Below are 21,256 nucleotides of genomic sequence, written 5' to 3' on the forward strand. Positions count from 1 at the left end.
ACGCGGCGGCGCCTGCTCACGGGGTGCCGTCGGCTCCCTCGGCCAGCGCGTTGATCAGTTCGATCAGTGGCAGTTCGGGATCCAGGGTCAACCCGTGGGCGCGCGCCGCGCCGTCGAGCACGCTCCAGGCGTAGCCGGCGACCTCGGATATCAGCTGTTCGCGACTCAGCAGCGGGCTGGGATCGCGTGCCCACCGGCTGACGGTCGCCTCGGTCATCGACACGATGGCGAAGGTCATCGTGTCGGCGGTGGCCTCGTCGACCACGCCGATCACCCCCGCCAGGCTCGACACCAGCAGCCGGGTCCGAGCCGCGATGGTGGCCTTGATACTGCTGAGCGCGTCCACATCGTCGGGGTCCCCCATCGCCGGCCCGCTGCGCGCGAAGTCGTACAGCCGTGGGTGCTCGGTGAGCCAGTCCGCGACCGCGGCGATCGTGCGGTGCAGGATTCGATGGATTGATCCGTCCCAGATATCCAGCGCCGCGTCGACGGTATCGATGAGCTGCTCACTGATCGCGGTCCGAGCCCGCCGATCGAGTTCGTCCCGCCCCGAAAACTGCCGGTAGACCACCGATTTGGCCAGCCCCGCCCGCGCGGCGATCTGCTGCATCGAGATCTCGGCACTCCCGCCGGACTCCTCCAGCAGCTCGATCAACGCCCCGACGATCCGACTCCGCCGCCGGTCGTTGTGCGTCTGCCACCGCGCCTGCCGGCCCCCGATCGGGGCCGGTTCGGACGGGGAGGGAATCGCCACGCGGTCGAGTTTAAATCACCGACTCCCGCGCGAATGAGCTTCGGTTGCGTCCGGTCCGGGTGCGGGGACGAGGTGAACTTTTCGTGCAAACCTCGACGGAAATGCGAGAAAAAACCGCACAAATCGGCGAGGTTTGCACGATCAGTGCACCGTCAGCCGCGGGTCGGGTTTCAGATAGGTGATCGACAGGTCGCGGTAGGCGATGCCGGGTCCGCTCTCGTGGATCGGGCGGATCGCGTCGAGAACCGCCACCGCGGTCACATGGTCCGCGGGATGGGTTCCGGCGCTGTCGTGGAATTCGACCGTCGCCGTGCCGCGCGCGGTGTCGGTAGCCGTGGTCAGCCGATATCGCAGGGGCGCTGTGTCTTTCGCGCGGGCGGTCCAGGTCGACCGGTAACTCAGTCGTGAGCCGAGTTCGCGTTCGATGATCACCGTGTCGACGATTCCGGTGTCCGTGGTGACGACTTCGATCGACAGCGTGGCCTCCGGTTCGGACCGCTCACCGAAGACCGCTTCCTCGAGCACTCGCAGTCCGGCTTCGTAGTAGCCGCTCACGGCCGCGGCGGCCGCCTCCGCCCGCGCGGCGGTGGACGTGCCGATGCCGGTGTCTTCCAGGCTGTTCCAGGGATGAATGCCGCATCCGGGAAGTGCGAGCTCCTCCTCGAGTTCCACGCGGCGGATATCGCGGGTCACCTCGGCCAGTGAGCGGGTGATCCGGGCGGCGAGCTGGCTCGGAAAACCCCCTGTCGCATGGAATGTCGAACCTCCACGACGGGCGGCGTCCCGAATCTCGGCGAGCCCGTCGACCGGAAGGGCCGAGACGACATCCAGGCCGTCCGCCAGCAAGCGCAGCACCTTCGTGCTCGGATTCCCACCGGTTTCGTCCACGGTCGGCACGTAGACCACGCACTCGGTTTCCGTCGGTGCGGGCTGCGCCGCCGTGATCCGCCCGGCCAATCGCAGATCGGAGCGTGCGTCGACGCGGGCGGCGAGCAGGTCGGAGAACGGCCCGGTGCCCAGCACCGCGACGGGGATGATCGGGGTGCTCATACGGTCTCCAGCCGATAGCGCGGATCCAGGTCGGGCATCACCACTCCCGGTGGTGCGGAACATAATTCGGGGACCGTGCTCAGCATCGCGCGCACCGAGATGTCGGTCACCGCGGACCAGTCGGCACTGTAGGCCTCGTCGTCCATCTCGTTGCGCATCTCGACGCGGGCCGGGCTGCCGTCGAGGGTGATCACATGGCCGCCGGAGCGGCTGTGCGGATGGTCCGGTCCCAGATGCGCATTGCCGCCACCGACGTGCCAGCATTCGGAATTCGTCATGAACAGGCGGTCGCCGAGGTAGCCGCGATAGGTCATGTGGATCGCGCCGACGCTGCCGGGTTCGATCACGGTTCCGCCCGCTCGCACTCGCTCCCGTGCGGGCACCGCAGAGATATGGCGTTCCACGCGCACCTCGTCCGGACCGGCGCCGAACAGCGCGTGCGCCACATTGCCGAGCACCGCGTCGAAGTAGAAGTGCTGCATCAGCCCGATCGCATGGTTGGTGTCCACCGCACTCAACGGCATGCCGAAGCCGAGGCTTTCCAAACCGCCCCACATCCCGTCGGGTGCGGCCGAGAGGTCACCGACCTCCAGGAATCGCACCTCGGTGATCTCGTCCAGTAGTCCGGCCAGCCGCAACAGCAGCTGTTCGACCATCAGTCCCGGATGTAATCCCGTGCCGTGCAACGACACTCCGCCGGCCTCGCACGCCGCCTGCAACCGGCTGCCCAGCACCCGCCGGGGCAGGGCACGATCGACGATCGGGCCGGCCAGCCGTTCGAGGACCGGGCGCAACGGCCGCACGGGCGCCGAATCCACCGCGCGCATCCCGGCCCGCAATGCCTGCAACGCCGGTCGCAGCCGGGCGCCGAACGCCTCACCGGTGACCTTCATATCCGCCACCGTGCGCAGGACCGACAGCGGACTCCGCGAGGCGGAGAGCCAGGTCGGCATCGACGGATTGTGATAACTCGCCGCGGAGACGACGTTCTTGCCGGATTCCAGCAGATCGACGACGTCCGCGTCGGCGCCCTGGATCAGCGCGGGTGTGGTCGGGGTATGGACGACGCAATCGGCGTCCAAGGCCAGGATTTCGTCCTTCGAGGTCGTCGCCGCGACCCCCACCGGCGCCAGCCCGGCCAGTTCGCCGATATCCCGGCCGTGCTTGTGCGGACTGAACACCTTGACCCCGACCACCTCGAAGTGCGGCGATTCGAGCGCGGTCCGCAGCGCTCGCCCACCCATGTCCCCGGGCCCCCAGATCACGAGCCGATACGGACGCTCCACAACCGCCTCCTTGCCGTAGGTGACCTGTTTAACACAGTGAGACAGTTCTCGCATCACTCTCTTACGAGTCGCGTAGCCGCCGGTCATACCTCGTTCGCTGCCGGTGAACAGGGGGTTGGAACAACTCGGCACACCCTGCAGTTGAGTAGGTAGCGCTCAACCCTGGAGGCGAAGAAACACAGGATCCGGGGCATGCTTTGGAAGGGGCTGAATCTGTGAGTACTCCACAGCGTCTGCCGGTGCTGTTTCTGACCGATCCGGTCGTGTTGCCGGGCATGGTCGTCCCCATCGAGCTCGACGAATCGGCACAGGCCGCGATCGACGCCGCGCGGGCCGCGAAGTCGGATTCCGTGTTGCTCGCACCGCGTCTGGACGAGGGCTATGCCGCCTACGGTGTGATCGCGACCATCGAACAGGTCGGCCGCATGCGCGGCGGCGCCGCGGCCGCGGTACTGAAGGCCGAGCAGCGGGCGAAGATCGGACACGGCGTCACCGGTCCGGGCGCCGCACTGTGGGTGGAGGCCGAACCGGTCGACACACCCGCACCCGATGCGCACACGAAGGAGCTGGCCGCCGAATACAAGCAGCTGGTCGTCTCGGTCCTGCAGCGTCGCGAGGCCTGGCAGGTCATCGATGTGGTCAACCGGCTGACCGACCCGTCGGCCCTGGCCGATACCGCCGGCTACGCGCCGTATCTGACCGCTGAGCAGAAGCGCGAACTGCTCGACACTCCCGATGTCGCCGAGCGCCTGACCCGGTTGATCGGGTGGACCAAGGACCATATCGCCGAGGTCGAGGTCACCGAGAAGATCAGTGAGGAAGTGCGCGAGGGCGTCGAGAAGTCGCAGCGGGAATTCCTGCTGCGCCAGCAGCTCAATGCGATCCGCAAGGAACTGGGCGAAGGCGAGCCCGACGGCGCGGACGACTACCGCACCCGGGTGGAGACCGCCGAGCTGCCCGACAACGTGCGCGAGGCCGCGCTGCGCGAGGTCGACCGGCTCGAGCGCAGCAGCGACCAGAGTCCGGAATCGGGCTGGATCCGCACCTGGCTGGATACCGTCCTGGATCTGCCGTGGTCGGTGAAAACCACCGACAGCACCGATGTTTCGGCTGCTCGCGCGGTGCTGGACGCCGATCACCACGGGCTGGAAGAGGTCAAGGACCGCATGGTCGAATACCTGGCCGTGCGCGCCCGCCGGGCCGCGCGTGGTCTGGAGGTCGTCGGCGGTCGTGGCTCCGGCGCCGTGATGGTGCTGGCCGGCCCTCCCGGTGTCGGTAAGACCTCGCTCGGCGAGAGCGTGGCGCGGGCTCTGGGCCGCAAGTTCGTGCGCGTCGCCCTGGGCGGTGTGCGCGACGAGGCCGAGATCCGCGGTCACCGGCGGACCTACGTCGGTGCCCTGCCGGGCCGGATCGTGCGTGCCATCAAGGAGGCGGGTTCGATGAATCCCGTTGTCCTGCTGGACGAGATCGACAAGGTCGGCTCGGACTTCCGGGGTGATCCGGCGGCCGCGCTGCTCGAGGTGCTGGATCCGGCGCAGAACCACACCTTCCGCGACCACTACCTGGATCTGGACCTGGATCTGTCCGATGTGCTGTTCATCGCGACCGCGAATGTCATGGAGACCATTCCCGGCCCGCTGCTGGACCGCATGGAACTGATCACCGTCGACGGGTACACCGAGGACGACAAGGTCGCCATCGCCCGCGACTTCCTGGTGCCCCGGCAGCTGGAACGGAACGCGCTGACCGCCGAGGAGGTGTCGTTCACCGACGAGGCGCTGCGGGAGATCGCCGCCAACTACACCCGGGAAGCCGGTGTGCGCCAGCTGGAGCGGCTGCTCGCGAAGGCATTGCGCAAGGCGGCGACTCGGCTGTCGCAGGATGAGTTCGGTGCGGAGACGGTCGCGGCGGACGGTGATTCGGACGCCACGGTGATCGACCTGGGCTACGAGCCTGGGCTCGGTTACGGTGAAAAGTCTGGTGTGGCAGCAGGTTCCGAGCCGCTGGTGATCGGTCTGGGCGATCTGAAGGACTACCTGGGCCGTCCGCGCTTCACCCCCGATTCGGTGGAACGCACCCCGGTCCCCGGTGTGGCGACCGGCCTGGCCGTCACCGGTGCCGGTGGCGATGTCCTCTACATCGAGGCCAACGCCGCCGAGGGCGAGCGCTCACTGACCCTGACCGGCCAGCTGGGTGACGTCATGAAGGAATCCGCGCAGATCGCACTGACCTATGTGCGCTCGCACCTGGAAGAGATCGGCATCGAGCCGAAGGTGCTGGATCGCAATATCCACATCCACTTCCCGACGGGTGCGGTGCCCAAGGACGGTCCGTCGGCGGGCGTCACCATGGTTACCGCCCTGGTGTCGCTGGCCCTGGGCCGGCAGGTCCGTGCGGACGTCGGCATGACCGGTGAGGTCACGCTGAACGGCCGGGTCCTGCCGATCGGCGGCGTGAAGCAGAAGCTGCTGGCCGCCCAGCGTGCCGGTTTGAAGACGGTCTTCATCCCGGCCCGCAACGAGCCGGACCTGGACGAGGTTCCGGCCGAGGTGCTCGCCGCACTGGATGTCCGCCCCGTCGCCGACGTGGCCGACATCCTGGCCTACGCCATCGAACCGGTCGCCGAACCGGCCTACGAGGCATTCGCGGCCAGCGCCTGATCCGCAACGATCGGCCGTCACGAGTCGAGAGGCCGTTCACCTTTCTGGGTGAACGGCCTCTCGCCGTGTTCCGGCCTGCCTCCGGCCGTGCCGGTCACCGGCGCGGGCGGCGCAGCAACCAGGCCCAGAAGGAGCGGCGAGGCGGTTTGGGGTAGCGGGCGCGGATCGAGCCGGAGGTGATCGATCCGTCGATGCGCAGGGTCGGACAGCCGGGCAGGGGTGGTTCGGTCACCCGGTTCTTCGCGCTCCCGCTGACGAAGGACACCCGGTCCAGATCCACCTGCCAGCCGTGCGGCACCGTCAATCGCAGGCTGCCGGAGGCGATTCCGACGTGCACGTCCACGACGGCGTGCGGGCAGATCGCCTCGGTGAAGTCCAGGCGCACCGAACCGGACGCGGCGGAGACGGTGATCTCGGCGGGCACGATCCACCGACCGTCCTTGCGCAGCGACCCACTGACCGTGCTCAGCACCAGGGGTTCGCGCGCGGCGGCCACCGGCAGATCGGCGGTGACCGCCGCGAGCTCCTCGCGGGTGTTCGCCGCATAGGCGGTGGCCAGGCGCCGGTCGAGCTCGGCGAGATCGAGGGAGCCGTCGTTCAGGGCCAGTTGCAGCAGCCGCTCCACCTGGGCGCGTTCGTGGTCGGTGATACGGGTACGCACCGCGGGCGCCGGGTCGTGCCGGGCGATGTCCGGGCTGTGGTCCTGGGGTTCGGTCATCGGCACATCCTCTTGGTCGTGATGCCGAAATCCTACGGTCGTTGCGCCGATCCGAACATCCGCCGACGGCCGACATCAGCGGCCCGCAAGCGATGGCTACTGCCCGGGTGGACTGCCGCCGCGCTTACGCACCACTCGCGTCGGCATGCGAACCGTTGCCGGGCAACGCGCGCTCCACCACGCGCACAGTGCCCTGCGCCACCGCACACAGTGTGCTGGAACCCTCGCTGTCACAATAGATCTCGCACCGCGTGACCGCTTGGCGGCGGGTGGCGTCGGTGACCGTGGCCCGTGCCCGCAGCCGGCCACCTCGTGCGGGCCGCAGATAGGTGACGGCGAAACCGCCGGTCAGCACATTCGGGCCGAGAGCGGACCCGGCGGCGAAGGTGAGCGCGTTGTCGGCCAGATAAGCGAGCACGCCGCCGTGGACGAAACCGAACTGCTGCGCGTGCTCGGGGGCCACCTCGACCACCAATGTGGCTGTCCCGTCGGCGAATTCGGTGATCTCGGTGCCCACGTGCTGCGCGAACGGTTGCGCGGCCAGCACCGCGCGAGCCTGGTCGAACGTCAGTTTCCCCGTCGCCGCACTCTCGGTGGCGCTGTCTGTCCGTGTCACAGGTTTCATGGTCACGTCCTTTGCTGTCGAAGCCGTGGTCATCCGTCGCCGCGCAGCGTCTTCCATGCCGCTGCTGCCAATTCGGCCGCGACATCGATCGGCGCGGTCCGGATACCGCCCCCGAGCCATTGCCGCGAATACTCCTGGGCCGGCCCCAGCCACAGCGCGTACAGCACGTCGAAGTCCAGTTCGCGCACCGCGCCGTAGCGGGCATGGGTGCGCCACCAGCGCGCGACCGAGGTGAGGAATTGCCGGTTGCGGTCGCTGTCGCGTACTCCGGGCGGCCTCGGTGAGATGAGAATGGTTGCGCGGTATCGGTTGTCGGTCACCCACCGCAGATGCTCGACGACGCCCGCGGTCACGCCCTGCTCGGCATCGGCGCTGTCGGCGATGCTCGTCCAGAAATGCCGCTGGTAGTCGGCCAGCGCGTTGGCCCACACCTGCCGGTACAGATCGGCCTTGTCCGGGAAGTGGTGGTAGAGCGCGCCGACGCTGGCATCGGCATCGGCCCTGATCCGGCTCAGCGTCGCGTCGAGCGCCCCGTGCTCGGCGAACTGCCGCTCGGCCGCGAGCAGCAACCGATCCCGAATCTTCATAAACAGAATTTAGTTCTGTTCTCCAGCGAGCGCAAGGCGCGACCTGCGAAGTTCCCCCGGCTGTCGGTGCCGTGCGGTAAGAACGGACTCGTGGCCAGGTGGCTGTTGCACGTCGACCTCGACCAATTCCAGGCGGCGGTGGAGTTCCGCCGCCATCCCGAGCTGCGCGGGCAGCCGGTGATCGTCGGCGGCAACGGCGACCCGAACGAACCGCGCAAGGTGGTCACGTGTGCGTCGTATCCGGCGCGGGCCTTCGGCGTGCGGGCCGGCATGCCGCTGCGTACCGCCGTCCGCAAATGCCCGGACGGAGTGTTCCTGCCCTTGGACATGACCACCTACGAGGAGGCGTCCGACGAGGTCATGGAGGTGCTGCGGAGCTTTCCGGTGCGGGTCGAAGTGCTGGGCTGGGACGAGGCCTTCCTCGCCGCCGACACCGACGATCCCGAACAGCTCGCTCGTGAAATCCGCAGTGCGATAGCGACATTGAACCTCACCTGTTCGATAGGTGTCGGCGACAACAAATTGCGCGCGAAACTGGCGACCGGATTCGCGAAGAGCGTCGGCAAAGGCACGGACGCCACGGGCGCGAACAGCACGGCCTCGAAGGGTGTGATCCCAGCTGCGGAAGAAGCTGTGGGACAGGAGCGCTCGCACAGCGAGGCAGCGGGGGAACCTCCGACCGCCGACCTCGGTGCGGGCATCTTCCGGCTCACCGCCGAGAACTGGAACGAGCTCATGGCGCACCGGCCGACCAGCGCGCTGTGGGGTATCGGCAATCGCATCGCGCAGCGAATGTCGGCCCTCGGTATCGACACCGTCGCCCAGCTCGCGGCCGCCGACCGGAATGTCCTGGCCGCCGAGTTCGGCCCCACCACCGGTCCCTACCTCTGGGTTCTCGGCCACGGCGCCGGTGACACCGATGTGGTGACCGAGCCGCGAATCCCGGTGGGCCGCAGTAGATCCGAAACCTTCCCGCACGATCTGACCGATCGCGAGGAGATTCGTGCGCAGGTGGCGAGGCTGGCCCGCGAGGTCGCCGAGGAGATGGCCGCGGCCGGCCGGATCGGCACGCGGGTGGGAGTCACCGTGCGTACCAACACCTTCTATACGCGCACCAAGCAGAAGAAGTTGCCCGAACCGACGATCGACGCGGAGGCGATCACCACGGTCGCACTCGAGATCATCGACCGTTTCGAACTCGATCGGCCGGTCCGGCTGCTCGGGGTGCGACTCGAACTCGTCCCGCAATAGCCGAGCCCCGCGTTTCCGTGCCGGGATGTCGGATATGCCTCGGTGGTGGCGGCGTCGCGCGCAGTGCGGCCGTTTGTCATGCTGGGCCCGCAGACTCGACCGAAAGGCAGCCATGAGCGAGTACGAGACGATCACCTTCGAGCGGACCGGCCCCGTCGCCCGGATCACCCTGAACCGGCCGAAGGCCGCCAACGGTATCGACCACGTCCTCGGCCGGGAACTGGCCGATATCGCGGGACAGTGCGTGGACGATCCGGCGCTGAAGGTCGTCGTGCTGACCGGTGCGGGCAGGTTCTTCTCCGCCGGTGGCGACCTCAAGGCGATGGCTGCCCAGGGCGGCGGCGCCGGCCACTACGTCAAGGGCCTGGCCGACGACCTGCACGAGGCCCTCTCGTCGTTCGCCCGGATGGATGCCCTGCTCGTCGTGGCGGTCAACGGTGTGGCCGCGGGCGCCGGCTTCAGCCTGGCGATGGCCGGTGATCTGGTCCTCGCGGGCGAATCGGCGGCATTCACCATGGCCTACACCCGGGCCGGACTGAGTCCGGACGGCGGTGCCTCCTACTATCTGCCCCGCCTGATCGGCCTGCGCCGCACGCAGGAGCTCATGTTCACCAACCGCACCCTGACCGCGGCCGAGGCGCTGGACTGGAATCTCGTGCATCGCGTGGTGCCGGATGCCGAACTCGCTTCCGCCGTGGACGAAGTGGTCGCCGAATTCGCGGCGGGGCCCCGGCATTCGAATGCCAGCGTCAAGAAGCTCCTGCTGGTGAGCTCCTCGCACACGCTCGAGGAGCAGACCGCACGCGAGGCGGCGTTCATCTCGGCCTGTGCCGATTCGCCCGACGGCACCGAGGGCATCGCGGCATTCCTCGGCAAGCGCGCCCCCGTCTTCGAGTGAGGGCCTGACCGTCGCCGCGAGCGAGCCCGGTCGTGGGCCACTAGGGTGGGGTGCCATGTTCTCCGCGCCCGGCTTCGCACGCGGGTGGGTCCCGGCGCGGTCGCCTCGTCGGCCGGGCGACGGGCACGAAGACCGCGGCGACGGACCCCCGGACCGCAACGATCGCGGGAGTGCTCCTCTCGGCGCCGTTGCGCAGGTCGCCTCGTCCGGCACCCGATACCGGCCGAGGGAGCTTGCCCCCGCCGGCTCGCCCGCCGCGGACCACGCTGGATCGGCGCCCGCGCCGCGCGTCGTTTCCACCGGTCTGCGCGCGGTGATCCGTCGTCCCGTTCTGCTGGTGGCGGTGCTGCTGGTCCTCGCGCAGCTCGGGTTGCGCGGCTGGGTGGCCGGGCACGGCTATTTCTACTGGGATGACCTCATTCTGGTGGGCCGCGCCGATCGCTATCCGCTCTGGTCCGCCGATCTGCTGCTCTACGACCACGACGGCCATTTCGTGCCGCTGGCCTTCGCGACCGCGTGGGTGGTGACCCGGATCGCGCCGCTGCAGTGGGCCGGGCCGGTGGTGACCATGGTGCTGCTGCAGCTCGCGGCCTCGGTCGCGGTGCTGCGCATGCTGCTGGTGCTCGTTCCACGGCGAGCCGGTGCCCTGCGCTGGGCGGTGCTGATTCCGTTGATCGGCTATCTGTTCTGTCCGCTGACCCTTCCGGCATTCGCCTGGTGGGCAGCCTCGCTCAACGCGCTGCCGCTGCAGTTCGCGCTGGCCTGGGTGATCGCGGATGCGGTGCTGCTGGTGCGCACGGGACGCGGGCGCTATGCGATCTCCGGTCTGCTGGTGCTGATCGTGGGACTGTTGTTCTTCGAGAAGGCAGTGGTGGTGCCGTTCGTCGCCTTCGCCGTCGCGGTGCTGGAGCGCTATATCGTCGGCGCCCGCACCGTCGGTACCGCGCATACCGATGAGGCCGAGCCGACGGGTGATCATGCCGACCCGAGTGCCTGGGCGGCGGTTCGCGACGTGACGCGCGCCGGAGCGGCGCTGTGGGCCGGTTCGGCGCTGATCCTCGCGGGCTGGGTCGCGGCCTTTCTCACCGTCGCCGATCACATCGCGGTGGACACCAGCCTGGCCGGGGCGCGGCGACTGCTCCACAGCGCCATCTCCCTGGGGATCGTCCCGACCCTGCTCGGCGGGCCGTGGGTGTGGGCGCGCTGGCTGCCGTCGACACCGTGGGCTACGCCCCCGGGGTGGACCGTCGTGCTCGCCTGGCTGATCCTCGCCGCGGTGGTTCTGGTGACGCTGCGACTGCGCCGCCGCGTGCTAGCGGTGTGGGTCCTGGTCGCGGGATACGTTCTGGTCGTTCAGCTTCCGATCGTGCTGATCCGCGGCGGACCGAACACCGCCGCCGAACTCATGCAGTCGCTGCGCTATCTGGCCGATGTCGCCGTGGTGTTGGCGGCGGCGATCGCGCTGCTGCTTGCCGCCCGTCCCCGCCGTCCCCGCCGCCCCCGTTCGGAGAGTCGTGTGGTCGGATCGCGGGTCGCGGCGATCGGGCTGACCGCGGCGTTCGTGGTCAGCAGCGTGTGCACGACCGTATCGTTCGCCCGGTCGTGGGAGATCTCGCCGACGCGCACCTACCTCACGAATGCCCGTGCCGCACTGGCGGATCGCCACGGCGCCCCACTGCTGGAGCAGGAGGTGCCGTGGGGGGTGCTGACGCCGATGACCTACCCGCAGAATCTCATCGCGCAGGTGCTCGGGCCGATCGCCGGCCCCGGGGCGTTCGGTGTCGCCACGCCGCAGCTGCGGATGCTCACCGACGACGGGACGCTGGTTGACGCGTCGGTGTGGTGGAACCGCCGGATTCTGGCGGGCCCCGAACCCGGCTGCGGATATCGCGTCGACAGCGCCGAGCCGGTGGCGCTGTGGCTCGACGGGCCGATGCTGGACCACGGCTGGACCGCGCAGATCAACTATTTCGCCAACCGTGACGGCCGGATCACCGTGGCGCTCGAGCACGGCGACGTCGTGGTGGCGCCGGTGCAAGCAGGCGTGCACACCGTCTTCGTCCATCTCGTCGGCGGCGGTGAGATCGTGCGAATCGGCTCGCGCACACCGGGTTTGGACGTGTGTATCGGGGTGGGACCGGTGGGCGTGGCGGCATTCGGCCGTTGACAGCCATAGCCGTGGAGCATCGGTCCCCCTATGCTCGGACGCATGCAGTTCCAGGCGATGGTTGCGCACGAGACCGACGACGGCGTGGTCCTGGCCCGCGAGGAGGTGGGCGAGGATTTCCTCGGGCCGGGCACGGTGACGATCAAGGTGCACTATTCGAGTGCGAACTTCAAGGACGGGCTGGCCATCACCCCGCGCGGCGGTGTGGTGCGCAATTACCCGATCATTCCCGGTATCGACCTGACCGGCGAGGTGGTCGCCTCCGAGGACGCCGCCTTCACGGTGGGTGATCTCGTGATCGCGCACGGGTACGAGATCGGCGTGGCGCACAACGGCGGCTTCGCCGAATACGCGCGCGTGCCCGCCGAATGGGTGGTCAAGCTGGAGGGGCTGAGCCCGCGCGAGGCAGCGGCTCTCGGCACCGCGGGATTCACCGCGGCCATGAGTGTGCAGGCACTGCTCGATCGCGGCCTGAATCCCGGTGACGGGCCGGTGCTGGTGACCGGCGCGACCGGCGGCGTCGGCAGTGTCGCGGTGGACATCCTGTCCGGCCTCGGCTACGAGGTCACCGCCTCCACCGGGAAGACCGATGCCGGCGAGTTGCTGTCCACCCTCGGCGCGGCCGCGGTGATCGGCCGTCTGCCCGAGGATCCGGATGCCAAGCCTCGTCCGCTGGGTAAGGCGCAGTGGGCCGGCGCGGTCGACAGCGTCGGCGGAAAATCGCTGGCCCACATCCTCAGCACCGTCCGCTACGGCGGGTCGGTGGCGGTCAGCGGGCTGACCGGTGGGACCGAACTTCCCACCACCGTCATGCCGTTCATCCTGCGCGGGGTCAGTCTCCTCGGCATCGATTCGGTGAACTTCCCGATCGCGCAGCGGCGCGCGCTGTGGGCCCGGCTCGGCAAGGACCTGAAGCCCCGGCATCTGTCGACGCTGGAGCATCTCGCGCCGATCACCGAGGCGGAAGCGGTACTGCACGCCATTCGCAGCGGTCACCACTCAGGGCGCACCGTCCTCGCGGTGGCCGGCGAATTCTGACCGAGCGGGCGGGCGTCCGGATCGGACGTCCGCGGCTCGCTTGCCTCAGTTTTGTACTGATCTATCCAAAATGTGTTAGCGTGAGCAGATGGCACGACCCAAGCAGTTCGACGAGCCGGGCGCGGTGGAAGCGGCCATGCGAGCCTTCTGGAGCGCCGGTTACGAGGGCACGTCCACCCAGGACCTCTGCGCGGCCACCGGTTTGGGCCGCTCGAGTATCTACAACACCTTCACCAGTAAGCACGATCTGTTCGAGCGGGCGCTGCGGCGGTACATGGAGACCAAGAACGCGGACACGTTCGCCTTGCTCGACGGTCCCGGTTCGGTGCGCGACAAGATCGAGGCGCTGCTGTGGCGGGTGGTGGATGCGCCCGACGACGATCCGCTGGGATGTCTGGTCGTGAATACGACGGTGGAGATGGGCCCCCGTGACCCGGAGGTCGCCGCGATGCTGCGTGCCGACCTCGACCGTCGGATGTCCGCCCTGGTCGGCGTGATTCGTGCCGGACAGGCGTCGGGTGAGATCGATGGGCGAGCCGATCCGTCCGATCTGGCCCAATTCGTCGTCGCCACCATCGGCGGTATGCGAGTCGCGGCGCGCGGCGGCGCCTCCCGGGACACGTTGGCCGGTATCGCCGAAGTCGCCCTGCGCTGTCTCTGATCGACCCACCGGCCCGGCCGTCACTCGCGTTCACGCACACCTTCGTTTTGAACTGAATGATCCAAAATCGGAAGGAAACGAAATGCCCTCGGCGGTATACATAGTGGGCCTGGCGATCTTCGCGCAGGGCACGTCGGAGATGATGCTGTCCGGCCTGCTCACGGGAATGGCCGCCGATCTCGGCGTGACCGTTCCGCAGGCCGGACTGCTGATCTCGGCCTTCGCCGTCGGCATGCTGGTGGGCGCGCCGATTCTGGCCGTCGTCACGGCGCGCTGGTCGCGGCGAACCGCGCTACTCGCGTTTCTCGCCGTCTTCGTCGCCACCCACGTCGTCGCGGCGCTGACCTCCGACTACGGCGTCCTTGTCGGCACGCGCGTCGTCGGCGCCTTCGTCTACGCGGGTTTCTGGTCGGTGGCCTCGGCAACGGCGGTCGGGATGGTGCCGCCGACGGCTCGTGGGCGTGCGATGAGCGTCGTCGCGGGCGGGCTCACCATCGCGACCATTCTCGGATTACCCGCGGGCACCTTCATCGGTCAGCATCTGGGCTGGCGGGCGGCGTTCTGGACCGTGGCGGCCGGGTGTGCGCTGGTGATGGTCGCGGTGGCGATCGCGGTGCCCGAACAACGCGCCGAGCAGGTACCGCCGGTTCGAAAGGAATTGCGCGCCTTGACAACCCGTCCGGTGGCACTGCTGTACGGCACCACCGTGACGGCCACCGCCGCGCTGCTGGTCACCCTCGGCTACCTCGGCGCGCTGCTCACCGAGACGACCGGGATCGGCGACAACTGGGTACCGGTGGTGCTGGGGATCTACGGGCTCGGCTCCTTCGCCGGCGTCGCGATCGGCGGACGCACCGCGGACGCCCATCCACTCCGCAGCCTCACCGTCGGCATCTCGGGCCTGGTACTGGCCTCCGCGGTGCTGGCGCTCACCGCGCACTACTGGCCGGCGGTCGCTGTGGCGTCGTTCCTGCTGGGCGCCTTCGGTTTCGGAACCAATCCGGTGTTGAACAGCCGGGTCTTCACCCTCGCGCCGGCCGCCGGAACACTCGGCGCGGCGGGCAATGTGATGGCGTTCAACGTCGGCATCACACTCGGCCCCTGGCTGGGCGGACTCGCCATCGGCGCCGGCGCGGACTACTCGGCGGTGGCCTGGATCGGCGCGGGGCTGGGCGTGCTCGCGCTGGGCCTGGTCGGGCTGAGCCGGACCGCGGGCAGGACGCGTTCGAGTACGGCGGATCGCTCCGATACGGCGGAAATCGCGGGACCGCCCACTGCCGGCGCCTCCCGGAGATCCGCGGCGGCCGACGACAGTGCGGCGGCCGTCCCGGCAGATCTGTAGGGTCCGGACCGGCGCGGAGGTGCGATGTCATACCTCCGCGCTGATCCCTTATGCCGCAGCAACTTCCGTACCGTCGGCGAACTGGGTGCGGTAGAGCTCTGCGTATCTTCCCTCTTCGGCGAGCAGCTGCGCATGACTGCCCCGCTCGACGATCCGCCCGTCCTCGACCACCAGGATCTCGTCCGCATTCCGGATGGTCGACAGCCTGTGCGCGATGACCAGGGCGGTCCGCCCTTCCAGCGCCTCGGTCAGGGCCTCCTGCACCGCGGCCTCGGAGGTGGAATCCAGGGAGGCGGTGGCCTCGTCGAGGATGACGACCTGCGGCTGTTTGAGCAGCAGCCGGGCGATGGTCAACCGTTGGCGTTCGCCGCCGGACAACCGGTATCCGCGTTCGCCGACCACGGTGTCCAAACCGTCGGGCAGCGCGTCGATCACCGTGCGCAACCGTGCCCGCTCCAGTGCATCCCACAACTCCGCCTCGCTCGCCTCGGGCCGGGCGAGCAACAGATTGGCGCGAATGCTGTCGTGGAACAGGTGGCCGTCCTGCGTGACGAGTCCGACCGTGTCCTGGATCGAGCGCGTGCTCAGCTCCCGCACGTCGACACCGTTGAGCTTCACCGCGCCGTCGTCCACGTCGTAGAGCCGCGAAACCAGTTGCGCGATGGTCGATTTGCCCGCGCCCGAGGATCCGACCAGGGCGATCATCCGCCCCGGCTCGGCATGCAGCGATATATCGTGCAGCACCTCGCTGCCGCCGCGATGGTCGAGCGTCGAGACATCCTCCAGCGACGCCAGCGAGACCTTGTCGGCCGACGGATAACCGAAACGCACGCGGTCGAATTCGACCGACACCGGTCCCGCCGGAACCGCCACCGCATTCGGCGCATCCTGGATCAGCGGCTTCAGATCGAGAATTTCGAAGACCCGCTCGAAGCTCACCAGCGCCGACATGATGTCCACCCGAGCGCTGGCCAGCGCCGTCAGCGGGGTGTAGAGCCGGGTCAGCAGCAGCGAGAGCGCGACCACCGCACCGGCATCGAGCTGTCCGCGCAGGGCGTACCAGCCGCCGAGGCCGTAGACCAATGCCACGGCGAGCGCGGATACCAGCGTCAACGCGGTGACGAACACCGTCTGCAGCATCGCCGTCCGCACGCCGATATCGCGTACCCGCCCGGCGCGCACCGCGAATTCCGCGGACTCCTGATCCGGGCGTCCGAACAGTTTCACCAGTGTCGCGCCGGGAGCCGAGAACCGCTCGGTCATCTGGGTGCTCATCGAGGCGTTGAGCTGGGCGGCCTCGCGCTGGATGCTCGCGATCCGGGTGCCCATCTTGCGGGCGGGAAACATGAACAGCGGCAACAGGATCAGTGCCAGCAGGGTGATCTGCCAGGACAGCCGCACCATCACCGCCACGGTCAACAGCAGCGTCACGATATTGGTGACCACGCCGGACAGGGTCGTGCTGAACGCGCGCTGGGCGCCGATCACGTCGTTGTTGAGCCGGCTGACCAGCGCCCCTGTGCGAGTGCGGGTGAAGAAGGCGACGGGCATCTTCTGCACGTGGTCGAACACCGCGGTGCGCAGATCGAGAATCAACCCCTCCCCGATCCGCGCGGACAGCCACCTGATCACGATGCCCAGGCCCGCGTCCAGCACGGCCACCAGTGCGATCACCGCCGCGAGGGTGAGGACCGAGTGCGGCGCGGCATGGCCCACGATGTCGTTGACCACTCGCCCGGCCAGCACCGGGTTGGCCACCGTGAGCAATGCCGACGCGATGCTGAAGACCAGGAAGCCGATGAGCTGAGCTCGATGCGGGCGCGCGAATCGCATAATGCGCGCGGCCGTCTCCCGGCGCAGACCACGCCGCTGCTGGGGTGCGTGCGCCTGCCGGTACAGCTGACTCCACGCGACCGATTCGATGCTCATCCGCATCTCCTTCCGCTGCCGGGTTCATTCAACTCCGGGCCACCGACATTAAGACCTCAACAAAGGTTGAGAGCAAGTAGTCCCGGTTCGCCACGGGCGAAACGCGCCGGGCGACGGGCGCTGCGCTCGGCCGCGGTCCGTCCGCCTCCTAAGGTCGACATCATGTCGTCGAACCACAGCATGCGAGCGATCCAGTACGAGCGAGTGGGTGGACCCGAGGTGCTGACGCAGGTGGAGGTGCCGATTCCGGACCCCGCCGGAGAGCAGGTGCGGGTGGCGATCCGGGCCGCCGGCGTCAATCCGGCCGATTGGAAGATGCGCGCCGGCCTGATGCCCGGTCCGCCCGGATTCCCGCGCCGCGCCGGATTCGAGATCGCGGGCGTGGTCGACGCCGCCGGCCCCGACGCCCGGTTCCGGCCGGGTGACGAAGTGCTGGGCTGGGCACAGGGTGGCGGCTACGCGGAGTACGCGCTGGGCACCCAGCTCGTCGCCAAACCGGCGGAGTTGTCCTTCCCCGAGGCCGCGGCGATCCCGGTCGCCGCCAATACGGCCGGTACCGGACTGGACGAACTGGCCGTGAAGTCGGGCGAGACGGTGGTGGTGAACGGCGCCTCGGGCGCGGTCGGCGCGTTCGTGGTGCAGTTGGCCCGGGCGCGCGGGGCCACGGTCGTCGGCACCGCCTCGGCCGCCAATCAGGAGGTCGTGCGCACGCTGGGTGCGGTGCCGACCACCTACGGTCCCGGCGTCGCCGACCGCGTGCGCGAGCTGGCCCCGCACGGAGTCGACGCGGTCTACGACTGCGCCGGTCACGGATTCCTGGACGCCGCAATCGAATTGCGGGGCGGAACCGATCGGATCATCACCATCGCCGACGGCGCCGCAGCCGACAAGGGCGTCACCTTCTTCGCTCGCACCGGCGGCCCCGCCCTCGACATCGTGGCCCGCGTCGCGCAGCTCGTCGCCGCGGGGGAATTCCGCCTGCCCGGCGCCGCACGTACGTACCTGCTGTCCGAGGCCGCCGCCGCCCAGCGCGACAGCGAAACCGGCCACGGACTCGGCAAAATCGTCCTGCTCCCGTAGCCGCTCCGGAGAACTTCGCGTTCTACGCTGGCGATATGACCGACTCCTGGGTGCGGGCCTTGCGAGACCGGATCGACGGCGAGGTCGACGACGACGCTCGACGCCGCGCGGAGTATTCCTCGGACGCCTCGAACTACCGCGTCCTCCCGGCGGCGGTGATCTACCCGCGCGGGGACGAGGATGTGGCCACGGCCGTGCGGTTCGCCCGCGAGGAAGGCAGGCCGATCACCGCGCGCGGTGGCGGAACCTCCGTGGCGGGCAATGCGATCGGGCCCGGACTGATCCTCGACTTCAGCCGGTACATGAACGCCGTACTGTCGATCGACGCCGACCGCCGCTGCGCCCGGGTGCAGCCGGGGGTCGTGCTGTCCGGCCTGCAAGAGGCCACCGGCCGGCACGGCCTGCGACTGGGCCCCGACCCGTCGACGCAGAACCGCTGCACGCTCGGCGGCATGATCGGTAACAACGCCTGCGGCCCCCGCGCGGTGGCCTGGGGGCGCACCTCCGATACCGTGCGTGAGCTGCGCATTCTCGACGGCACCGGCACCGAGCTCGGCCTGGGTACCGATCTGTCGGTGGTGGCGGGGCTGGCCGAGTTCACGCGTCGCAATCTGGCGACGCTGCGCACCGAGCTGGGCCGGTTCGACCGGCAGGCCTCGGGATACGGACTGCAGTATCTGACCCCCGAACGCGGTGCGTCGGTCGCCAAGGCATTCGTCGGGTCCGAGGGCACCTGCGGCCTCGTGCTCGACGCGACCGTGGATCTGGTCCCGTTGCCGAGCGCGACCGCGGTCGCGGTCCTCGGATATCCCGATATGCCCGCCGCCGCCGACGACGTGAAAGCGGTCATGGCGGGCCGGCCGATCGCGGTCGAGGGCTTGGACGCCCGCCTGGTGGATGTCGTGCGTGCGCACGGACGCCCGGTACCCGAACTACCCGCCGGCGGTGCCTGGCTGTTCGTCGAATTCGCCGGGGACACCGGAGAATCCGCCTACGAGAGTGCGGCCGCGGTCACCACCGCCTGCGCAGCACTCGACACCCGGATCGTCACCGACGATCGAACGGCGGCCCGGCTGTGGCGGATTCGCGCCGACGGCGCCGGCCTCGCCGGGCGCACACCCGCCGGCGAACCGGCCTGGCCGGGCTGGGAGGACGCCGCGGTCCCGCCCGAACGGCTCGGTGACTACCTTCGCGATTTCGATCGGCTGATGCGTGATCACCGGGTGGACGGCCTGCTGTACGGCCACATCGGTGACGGGTGCATCCACGTCCGGCTGGATCTTCCGATCGCCCGTGCGCCACAACGGTTCCGCGACTTCCTGTTCGACGCCACCGATCTGGTGGTGCGCTACGGCGGATCGGCCTCCGGTGAACACGGGGACGGCCGCGCCCGTTCGGAACTGCTGTCGCGCATGTACTCACCGGACGCCTTGCGCGTATTCGCCGAATTCAAAGGGCTTTTCGATCCGGATGCGATCCTGAACCCCGGCGTTCTGGTTCGCCCCGCACCGGTCGACACCGATCTGCGTCTGCCCGGGCTGCGCCCGGTTCCGGCCGCGGGCGGTTTCGCGTTCACCGCCGACGGCGATATCGGCACGGCGGTGCACCGCTGCGTCGGGGTCGGAAAATGTCGCGCCGACACCCGCGCGACCGGTGGTTTCATGTGCCCGTCCTACCTCGCCACCGCGGATGAGAAGGACAGCACCAGGGGCCGGGCGCGCGTGTTGCAGGAGGTGGTCCGAGGCGCGCTCGACTGGCGCGACGAGGCGGTCGCGCAGTCGCTGGACCTGTGCCTGTCGTGCCGGGCCTGCTCCTCCGACTGCCCGGCCGGTGTCGATATGGCGACCTACAAATCCGAAACGCTGTATCGCGCGTACCGGGGACGGCCGCGCCCGATCGACCACTATGTGCTCGGCCGGTTGCCGCAGTGGCTGGCGGTGGGCACCAGGATGCCCCGAACCGTGAACGCGCTCACCGGCATTCGATGGTTACGGCGGGCGGGTATGCGCGCGGCCGGAATGGATCCGCGGCGTCCCGCGCCGCGACTGGCGCCGCGCTCGTTCCGTAGCCGGTGGGCGGACCGCGGGAGCGACCGGCATCCGGACGGCCCGGTGGCGATGCTGTGGATCGACAGCTTCACCGATGCCTTCGCCCCGGAAATCGGCTGGGCCGCAGTGGAAATCGTGGAATCGGCCGGATATCGGGTCCGCATCCCGGAGCGCCGGGTGTGCTGTGGCCTCACCTGGATCAGCACCGGCCAGCTCGACGGGGCGCGACAGCGATTGCGAGCCGCCCTGGACGCACTCGACGACCACGTTCGACAGGGCGGCCCGGTGATCGGCCTGGAGCCCTCGTGCACGGCGGCGCTGCGAGCGGATCTCCCGCAGTTGCTACCCGACGATCCGCGCGCGGCGAGTACCGCCCGGGCCGTGCGCACTCTCGCCGAATTCCTGACGGAGCAACCGGATTGGCAGCCACCGGACCGATCGGGCGAGTCGGTGGTGCTGCAGCCGCATTGTCATCAGCATGCCGTGACGGGCTTCGACGCCGATCGGCGGCTATTGCGGCGAATGGGGGCCGAGATCACCGAAATTAGTGGATGCTGTGGACTTGCCGGGAACTTCGGAATGCAATCCGGGCATTACGAGATTTCCGTCGCGGTAGCGGAGGGCGGATTACTCCCGGCATTACAGGCGGCCGATCCGGAGACACCCTTCCTGGCGGACGGATTCTCGTGCCGCACCCAGGCCGATCACCTGGCCGGGCGCCGGGGCCGTCACCTCGCGCAATATCTGACTGATCGATGATTCAGATGACGGGAGGTCGCGCCAGTGATTCACCGCGCACGCCCGCCGCGCCGAGTGGCGGCGGGCGAGGGCGGTGCCGGGATCAGCTACCGAACGGCAGGGTGCCCGGAGGGATCTGGTAGCCCGAGCTACCGGCGGATACTCCGCCCCACGCGTTGAGCAGCCAATTCAGAATGTTGGTAAGCATGGACACCTCCGTTGTGGCATTGCCGAATGATTGCTGTTGAACCATTCTCGAGCGAAATCGGCGCGCGTAATCGTATCGTTACATCTTGCCCGAATCCGTGACCCGCGCCATACGAATACCTGGGAGGTTCCTCGAGATGCGGCTGCCCGGCGGCCGGTTCGGCCCCGGCCCCGCGGGTCCCGCCCGGTCGGCCTCGGGCACGGCGCACAATGAGTC

At 69.0% G+C, this 21,256-nt stretch carries 16 protein-coding genes; 9 read left to right on the forward strand and 7 right to left on the reverse strand.

Annotated features, from left to right (window positions below; translation table 11 throughout):
* Window positions 1-16: 16 nt before the first annotated feature.
* The 3 genes from NE2_RS12020 to NE2_RS12030 all read right to left on the reverse strand — a co-directional run bounded on the left by NE2_RS12020 (window position 17) and on the right by NE2_RS12030 (window position 3,144).
* Window positions 17-754 carry a TetR/AcrR family transcriptional regulator gene (locus NE2_RS12020; RefSeq protein ID WP_063026004.1) on the reverse strand — a complete coding sequence of 246 codons (738 nt, stop codon included), beginning with the start codon at window positions 752-754 and terminating at the stop codon, window positions 17-19.
* Window positions 755-895: 141 nt separating this feature from the next.
* A complete protein-coding gene (locus tag NE2_RS12025; protein WP_063026005.1) occupies window positions 896-1,804 on the reverse strand; it encodes a hypothetical protein in 909 nt (302 codons plus the stop codon).
* Window positions 1,801-3,144 carry a hypothetical protein gene (locus NE2_RS12030; protein WP_167356728.1) on the reverse strand — a complete coding sequence of 448 codons (1,344 nt, stop codon included), beginning with the start codon at window positions 3,142-3,144 and terminating at the stop codon, window positions 1,801-1,803. Before NE2_RS12030 ends, NE2_RS12025 begins: the two co-directional genes overlap by 4 nt.
* A 161-nt stretch (window positions 3,145-3,305) precedes the next feature.
* Between NE2_RS12030 and lon the strand changes: the two genes are divergently transcribed.
* Entirely contained in the window at window positions 3,306-5,750 is a 2,445-nt protein-coding gene (gene lon, locus NE2_RS12035) for an endopeptidase La (RefSeq protein ID WP_106958492.1), read from the forward strand.
* Between the two features lie 94 nt (window positions 5,751-5,844).
* Here lon and NE2_RS12040 read toward each other — a convergent pair whose 3' ends face one another.
* The 3 genes from NE2_RS12040 to NE2_RS12050 form a co-directional block, all read right to left on the reverse strand.
* Complete coding sequence (locus tag NE2_RS12040; RefSeq protein ID WP_063026007.1) at window positions 5,845-6,468, reverse strand: DUF1707 SHOCT-like domain-containing protein; 624 nt, start codon at window positions 6,466-6,468, stop codon at window positions 5,845-5,847.
* A 124-nt stretch (window positions 6,469-6,592) separates the two neighbouring features.
* A complete protein-coding gene (locus tag NE2_RS12045; RefSeq protein WP_233429753.1) occupies window positions 6,593-7,084 on the reverse strand; it encodes a PaaI family thioesterase in 492 nt (163 codons plus the stop codon).
* 38 nt (window positions 7,085-7,122) lie between these two features.
* Entirely contained in the window at window positions 7,123-7,680 is a 558-nt protein-coding gene (locus NE2_RS12050) for a TetR/AcrR family transcriptional regulator (RefSeq protein WP_063026009.1), read from the reverse strand.
* Window positions 7,681-7,770: 90 nt separating this feature from the next.
* On the opposite strand from NE2_RS12050, the gene NE2_RS12055 reads away from it, so the two are divergent.
* The 6 genes from NE2_RS12055 to NE2_RS12080 all read left to right on the forward strand — a co-directional run bounded on the left by NE2_RS12055 (window position 7,771) and on the right by NE2_RS12080 (window position 15,037).
* Window positions 7,771-8,931, forward strand: coding sequence for a DNA polymerase IV (locus NE2_RS12055; RefSeq protein WP_063026056.1), 1,161 nt, complete (start codon window positions 7,771-7,773; stop codon window positions 8,929-8,931).
* A gap of 112 nt (window positions 8,932-9,043) precedes the next feature.
* A complete protein-coding gene (locus NE2_RS12060; RefSeq protein WP_030514104.1) occupies window positions 9,044-9,829 on the forward strand; it encodes an enoyl-CoA hydratase/isomerase family protein in 786 nt (261 codons plus the stop codon).
* A 313-nt stretch (window positions 9,830-10,142) separates the two neighbouring features.
* The gene (locus NE2_RS12065) at window positions 10,143-11,996 is read left to right on the forward strand and encodes a hypothetical protein (protein WP_233429754.1); all 1,854 of its coding nucleotides are present in this window, start codon (window positions 10,143-10,145) and stop codon (window positions 11,994-11,996) included.
* A 42-nt stretch (window positions 11,997-12,038) separates the two neighbouring features.
* Entirely contained in the window at window positions 12,039-13,034 is a 996-nt protein-coding gene (locus tag NE2_RS12070; RefSeq protein ID WP_063026058.1) for an oxidoreductase, read from the forward strand.
* Between the two features lie 88 nt (window positions 13,035-13,122).
* Window positions 13,123-13,695: a TetR/AcrR family transcriptional regulator gene (locus NE2_RS12075; RefSeq protein WP_063026010.1), complete on the forward strand. Its 573-nt coding sequence runs from the start codon at window positions 13,123-13,125 to the stop codon at window positions 13,693-13,695.
* An 82-nt stretch (window positions 13,696-13,777) separates the two neighbouring features.
* Window positions 13,778-15,037, forward strand: coding sequence for a Cmx/CmrA family chloramphenicol efflux MFS transporter (locus NE2_RS12080; protein ID WP_084493979.1), 1,260 nt, complete (start codon window positions 13,778-13,780; stop codon window positions 15,035-15,037).
* 48 nt (window positions 15,038-15,085) lie between these two features.
* Here NE2_RS12080 and NE2_RS12085 read toward each other — a convergent pair whose 3' ends face one another.
* Complete coding sequence (locus NE2_RS12085; protein WP_063026059.1) at window positions 15,086-16,966, reverse strand: ABC transporter ATP-binding protein; 1,881 nt, start codon at window positions 16,964-16,966, stop codon at window positions 15,086-15,088.
* Window positions 16,967-17,128: 162 nt separating this feature from the next.
* Between NE2_RS12085 and NE2_RS12090 the strand changes: the two genes are divergently transcribed.
* A complete protein-coding gene (locus tag NE2_RS12090; RefSeq protein ID WP_228831296.1) occupies window positions 17,129-18,046 on the forward strand; it encodes an NADP-dependent oxidoreductase in 918 nt (305 codons plus the stop codon).
* 35 nt (window positions 18,047-18,081) lie between these two features.
* A complete protein-coding gene (locus tag NE2_RS12095) occupies window positions 18,082-20,853 on the forward strand; it encodes an FAD-binding and (Fe-S)-binding domain-containing protein (RefSeq protein ID WP_063026011.1) in 2,772 nt (923 codons plus the stop codon).
* Window positions 20,854-21,256 lie beyond the last annotated feature (403 nt).

Origin of the sequence: Nocardia elegans NBRC 108235, from assembly GCF_001612845.1 — a bacterium.
Lineage (GTDB): Bacteria > Actinomycetota > Actinomycetes > Mycobacteriales > Mycobacteriaceae > Nocardia > Nocardia nova.

Coding starts and splice junctions, on each gene's coding strand:
- NE2_RS12070 (WP_063026058.1), top strand. CDS start 12,039: ATGCAGTTCCAGGCGATGGTTGCGCACGAGACCGACGACGGCGTGGTC.
- NE2_RS12060 (WP_030514104.1), top strand. CDS start 9,044: ATGAGCGAGTACGAGACGATCACCTTCGAGCGGACCGGCCCCGTCGCC.
- NE2_RS12030 (WP_167356728.1), bottom strand. CDS start 3,144: ATGCGAGAACTGTCTCACTGTGTTAAACAGGTCACCTACGGCAAGGAG.
- NE2_RS12040 (WP_063026007.1), bottom strand. CDS start 6,468: ATGACCGAACCCCAGGACCACAGCCCGGACATCGCCCGGCACGACCCG.
- NE2_RS12095 (WP_063026011.1), top strand. CDS start 18,082: ATGACCGACTCCTGGGTGCGGGCCTTGCGAGACCGGATCGACGGCGAG.
- NE2_RS12075 (WP_063026010.1), top strand. CDS start 13,123: ATGGCACGACCCAAGCAGTTCGACGAGCCGGGCGCGGTGGAAGCGGCC.
- NE2_RS12080 (WP_084493979.1), top strand. CDS start 13,778: ATGCCCTCGGCGGTATACATAGTGGGCCTGGCGATCTTCGCGCAGGGC.
- NE2_RS12085 (WP_063026059.1), bottom strand. CDS start 16,966: ATGAGCATCGAATCGGTCGCGTGGAGTCAGCTGTACCGGCAGGCGCAC.
- NE2_RS12025 (WP_063026005.1), bottom strand. CDS start 1,804: ATGAGCACCCCGATCATCCCCGTCGCGGTGCTGGGCACCGGGCCGTTC.
- NE2_RS12050 (WP_063026009.1), bottom strand. CDS start 7,680: ATGAAGATTCGGGATCGGTTGCTGCTCGCGGCCGAGCGGCAGTTCGCC.
- NE2_RS12090 (WP_228831296.1), top strand. CDS start 17,129: ATGTCGTCGAACCACAGCATGCGAGCGATCCAGTACGAGCGAGTGGGT.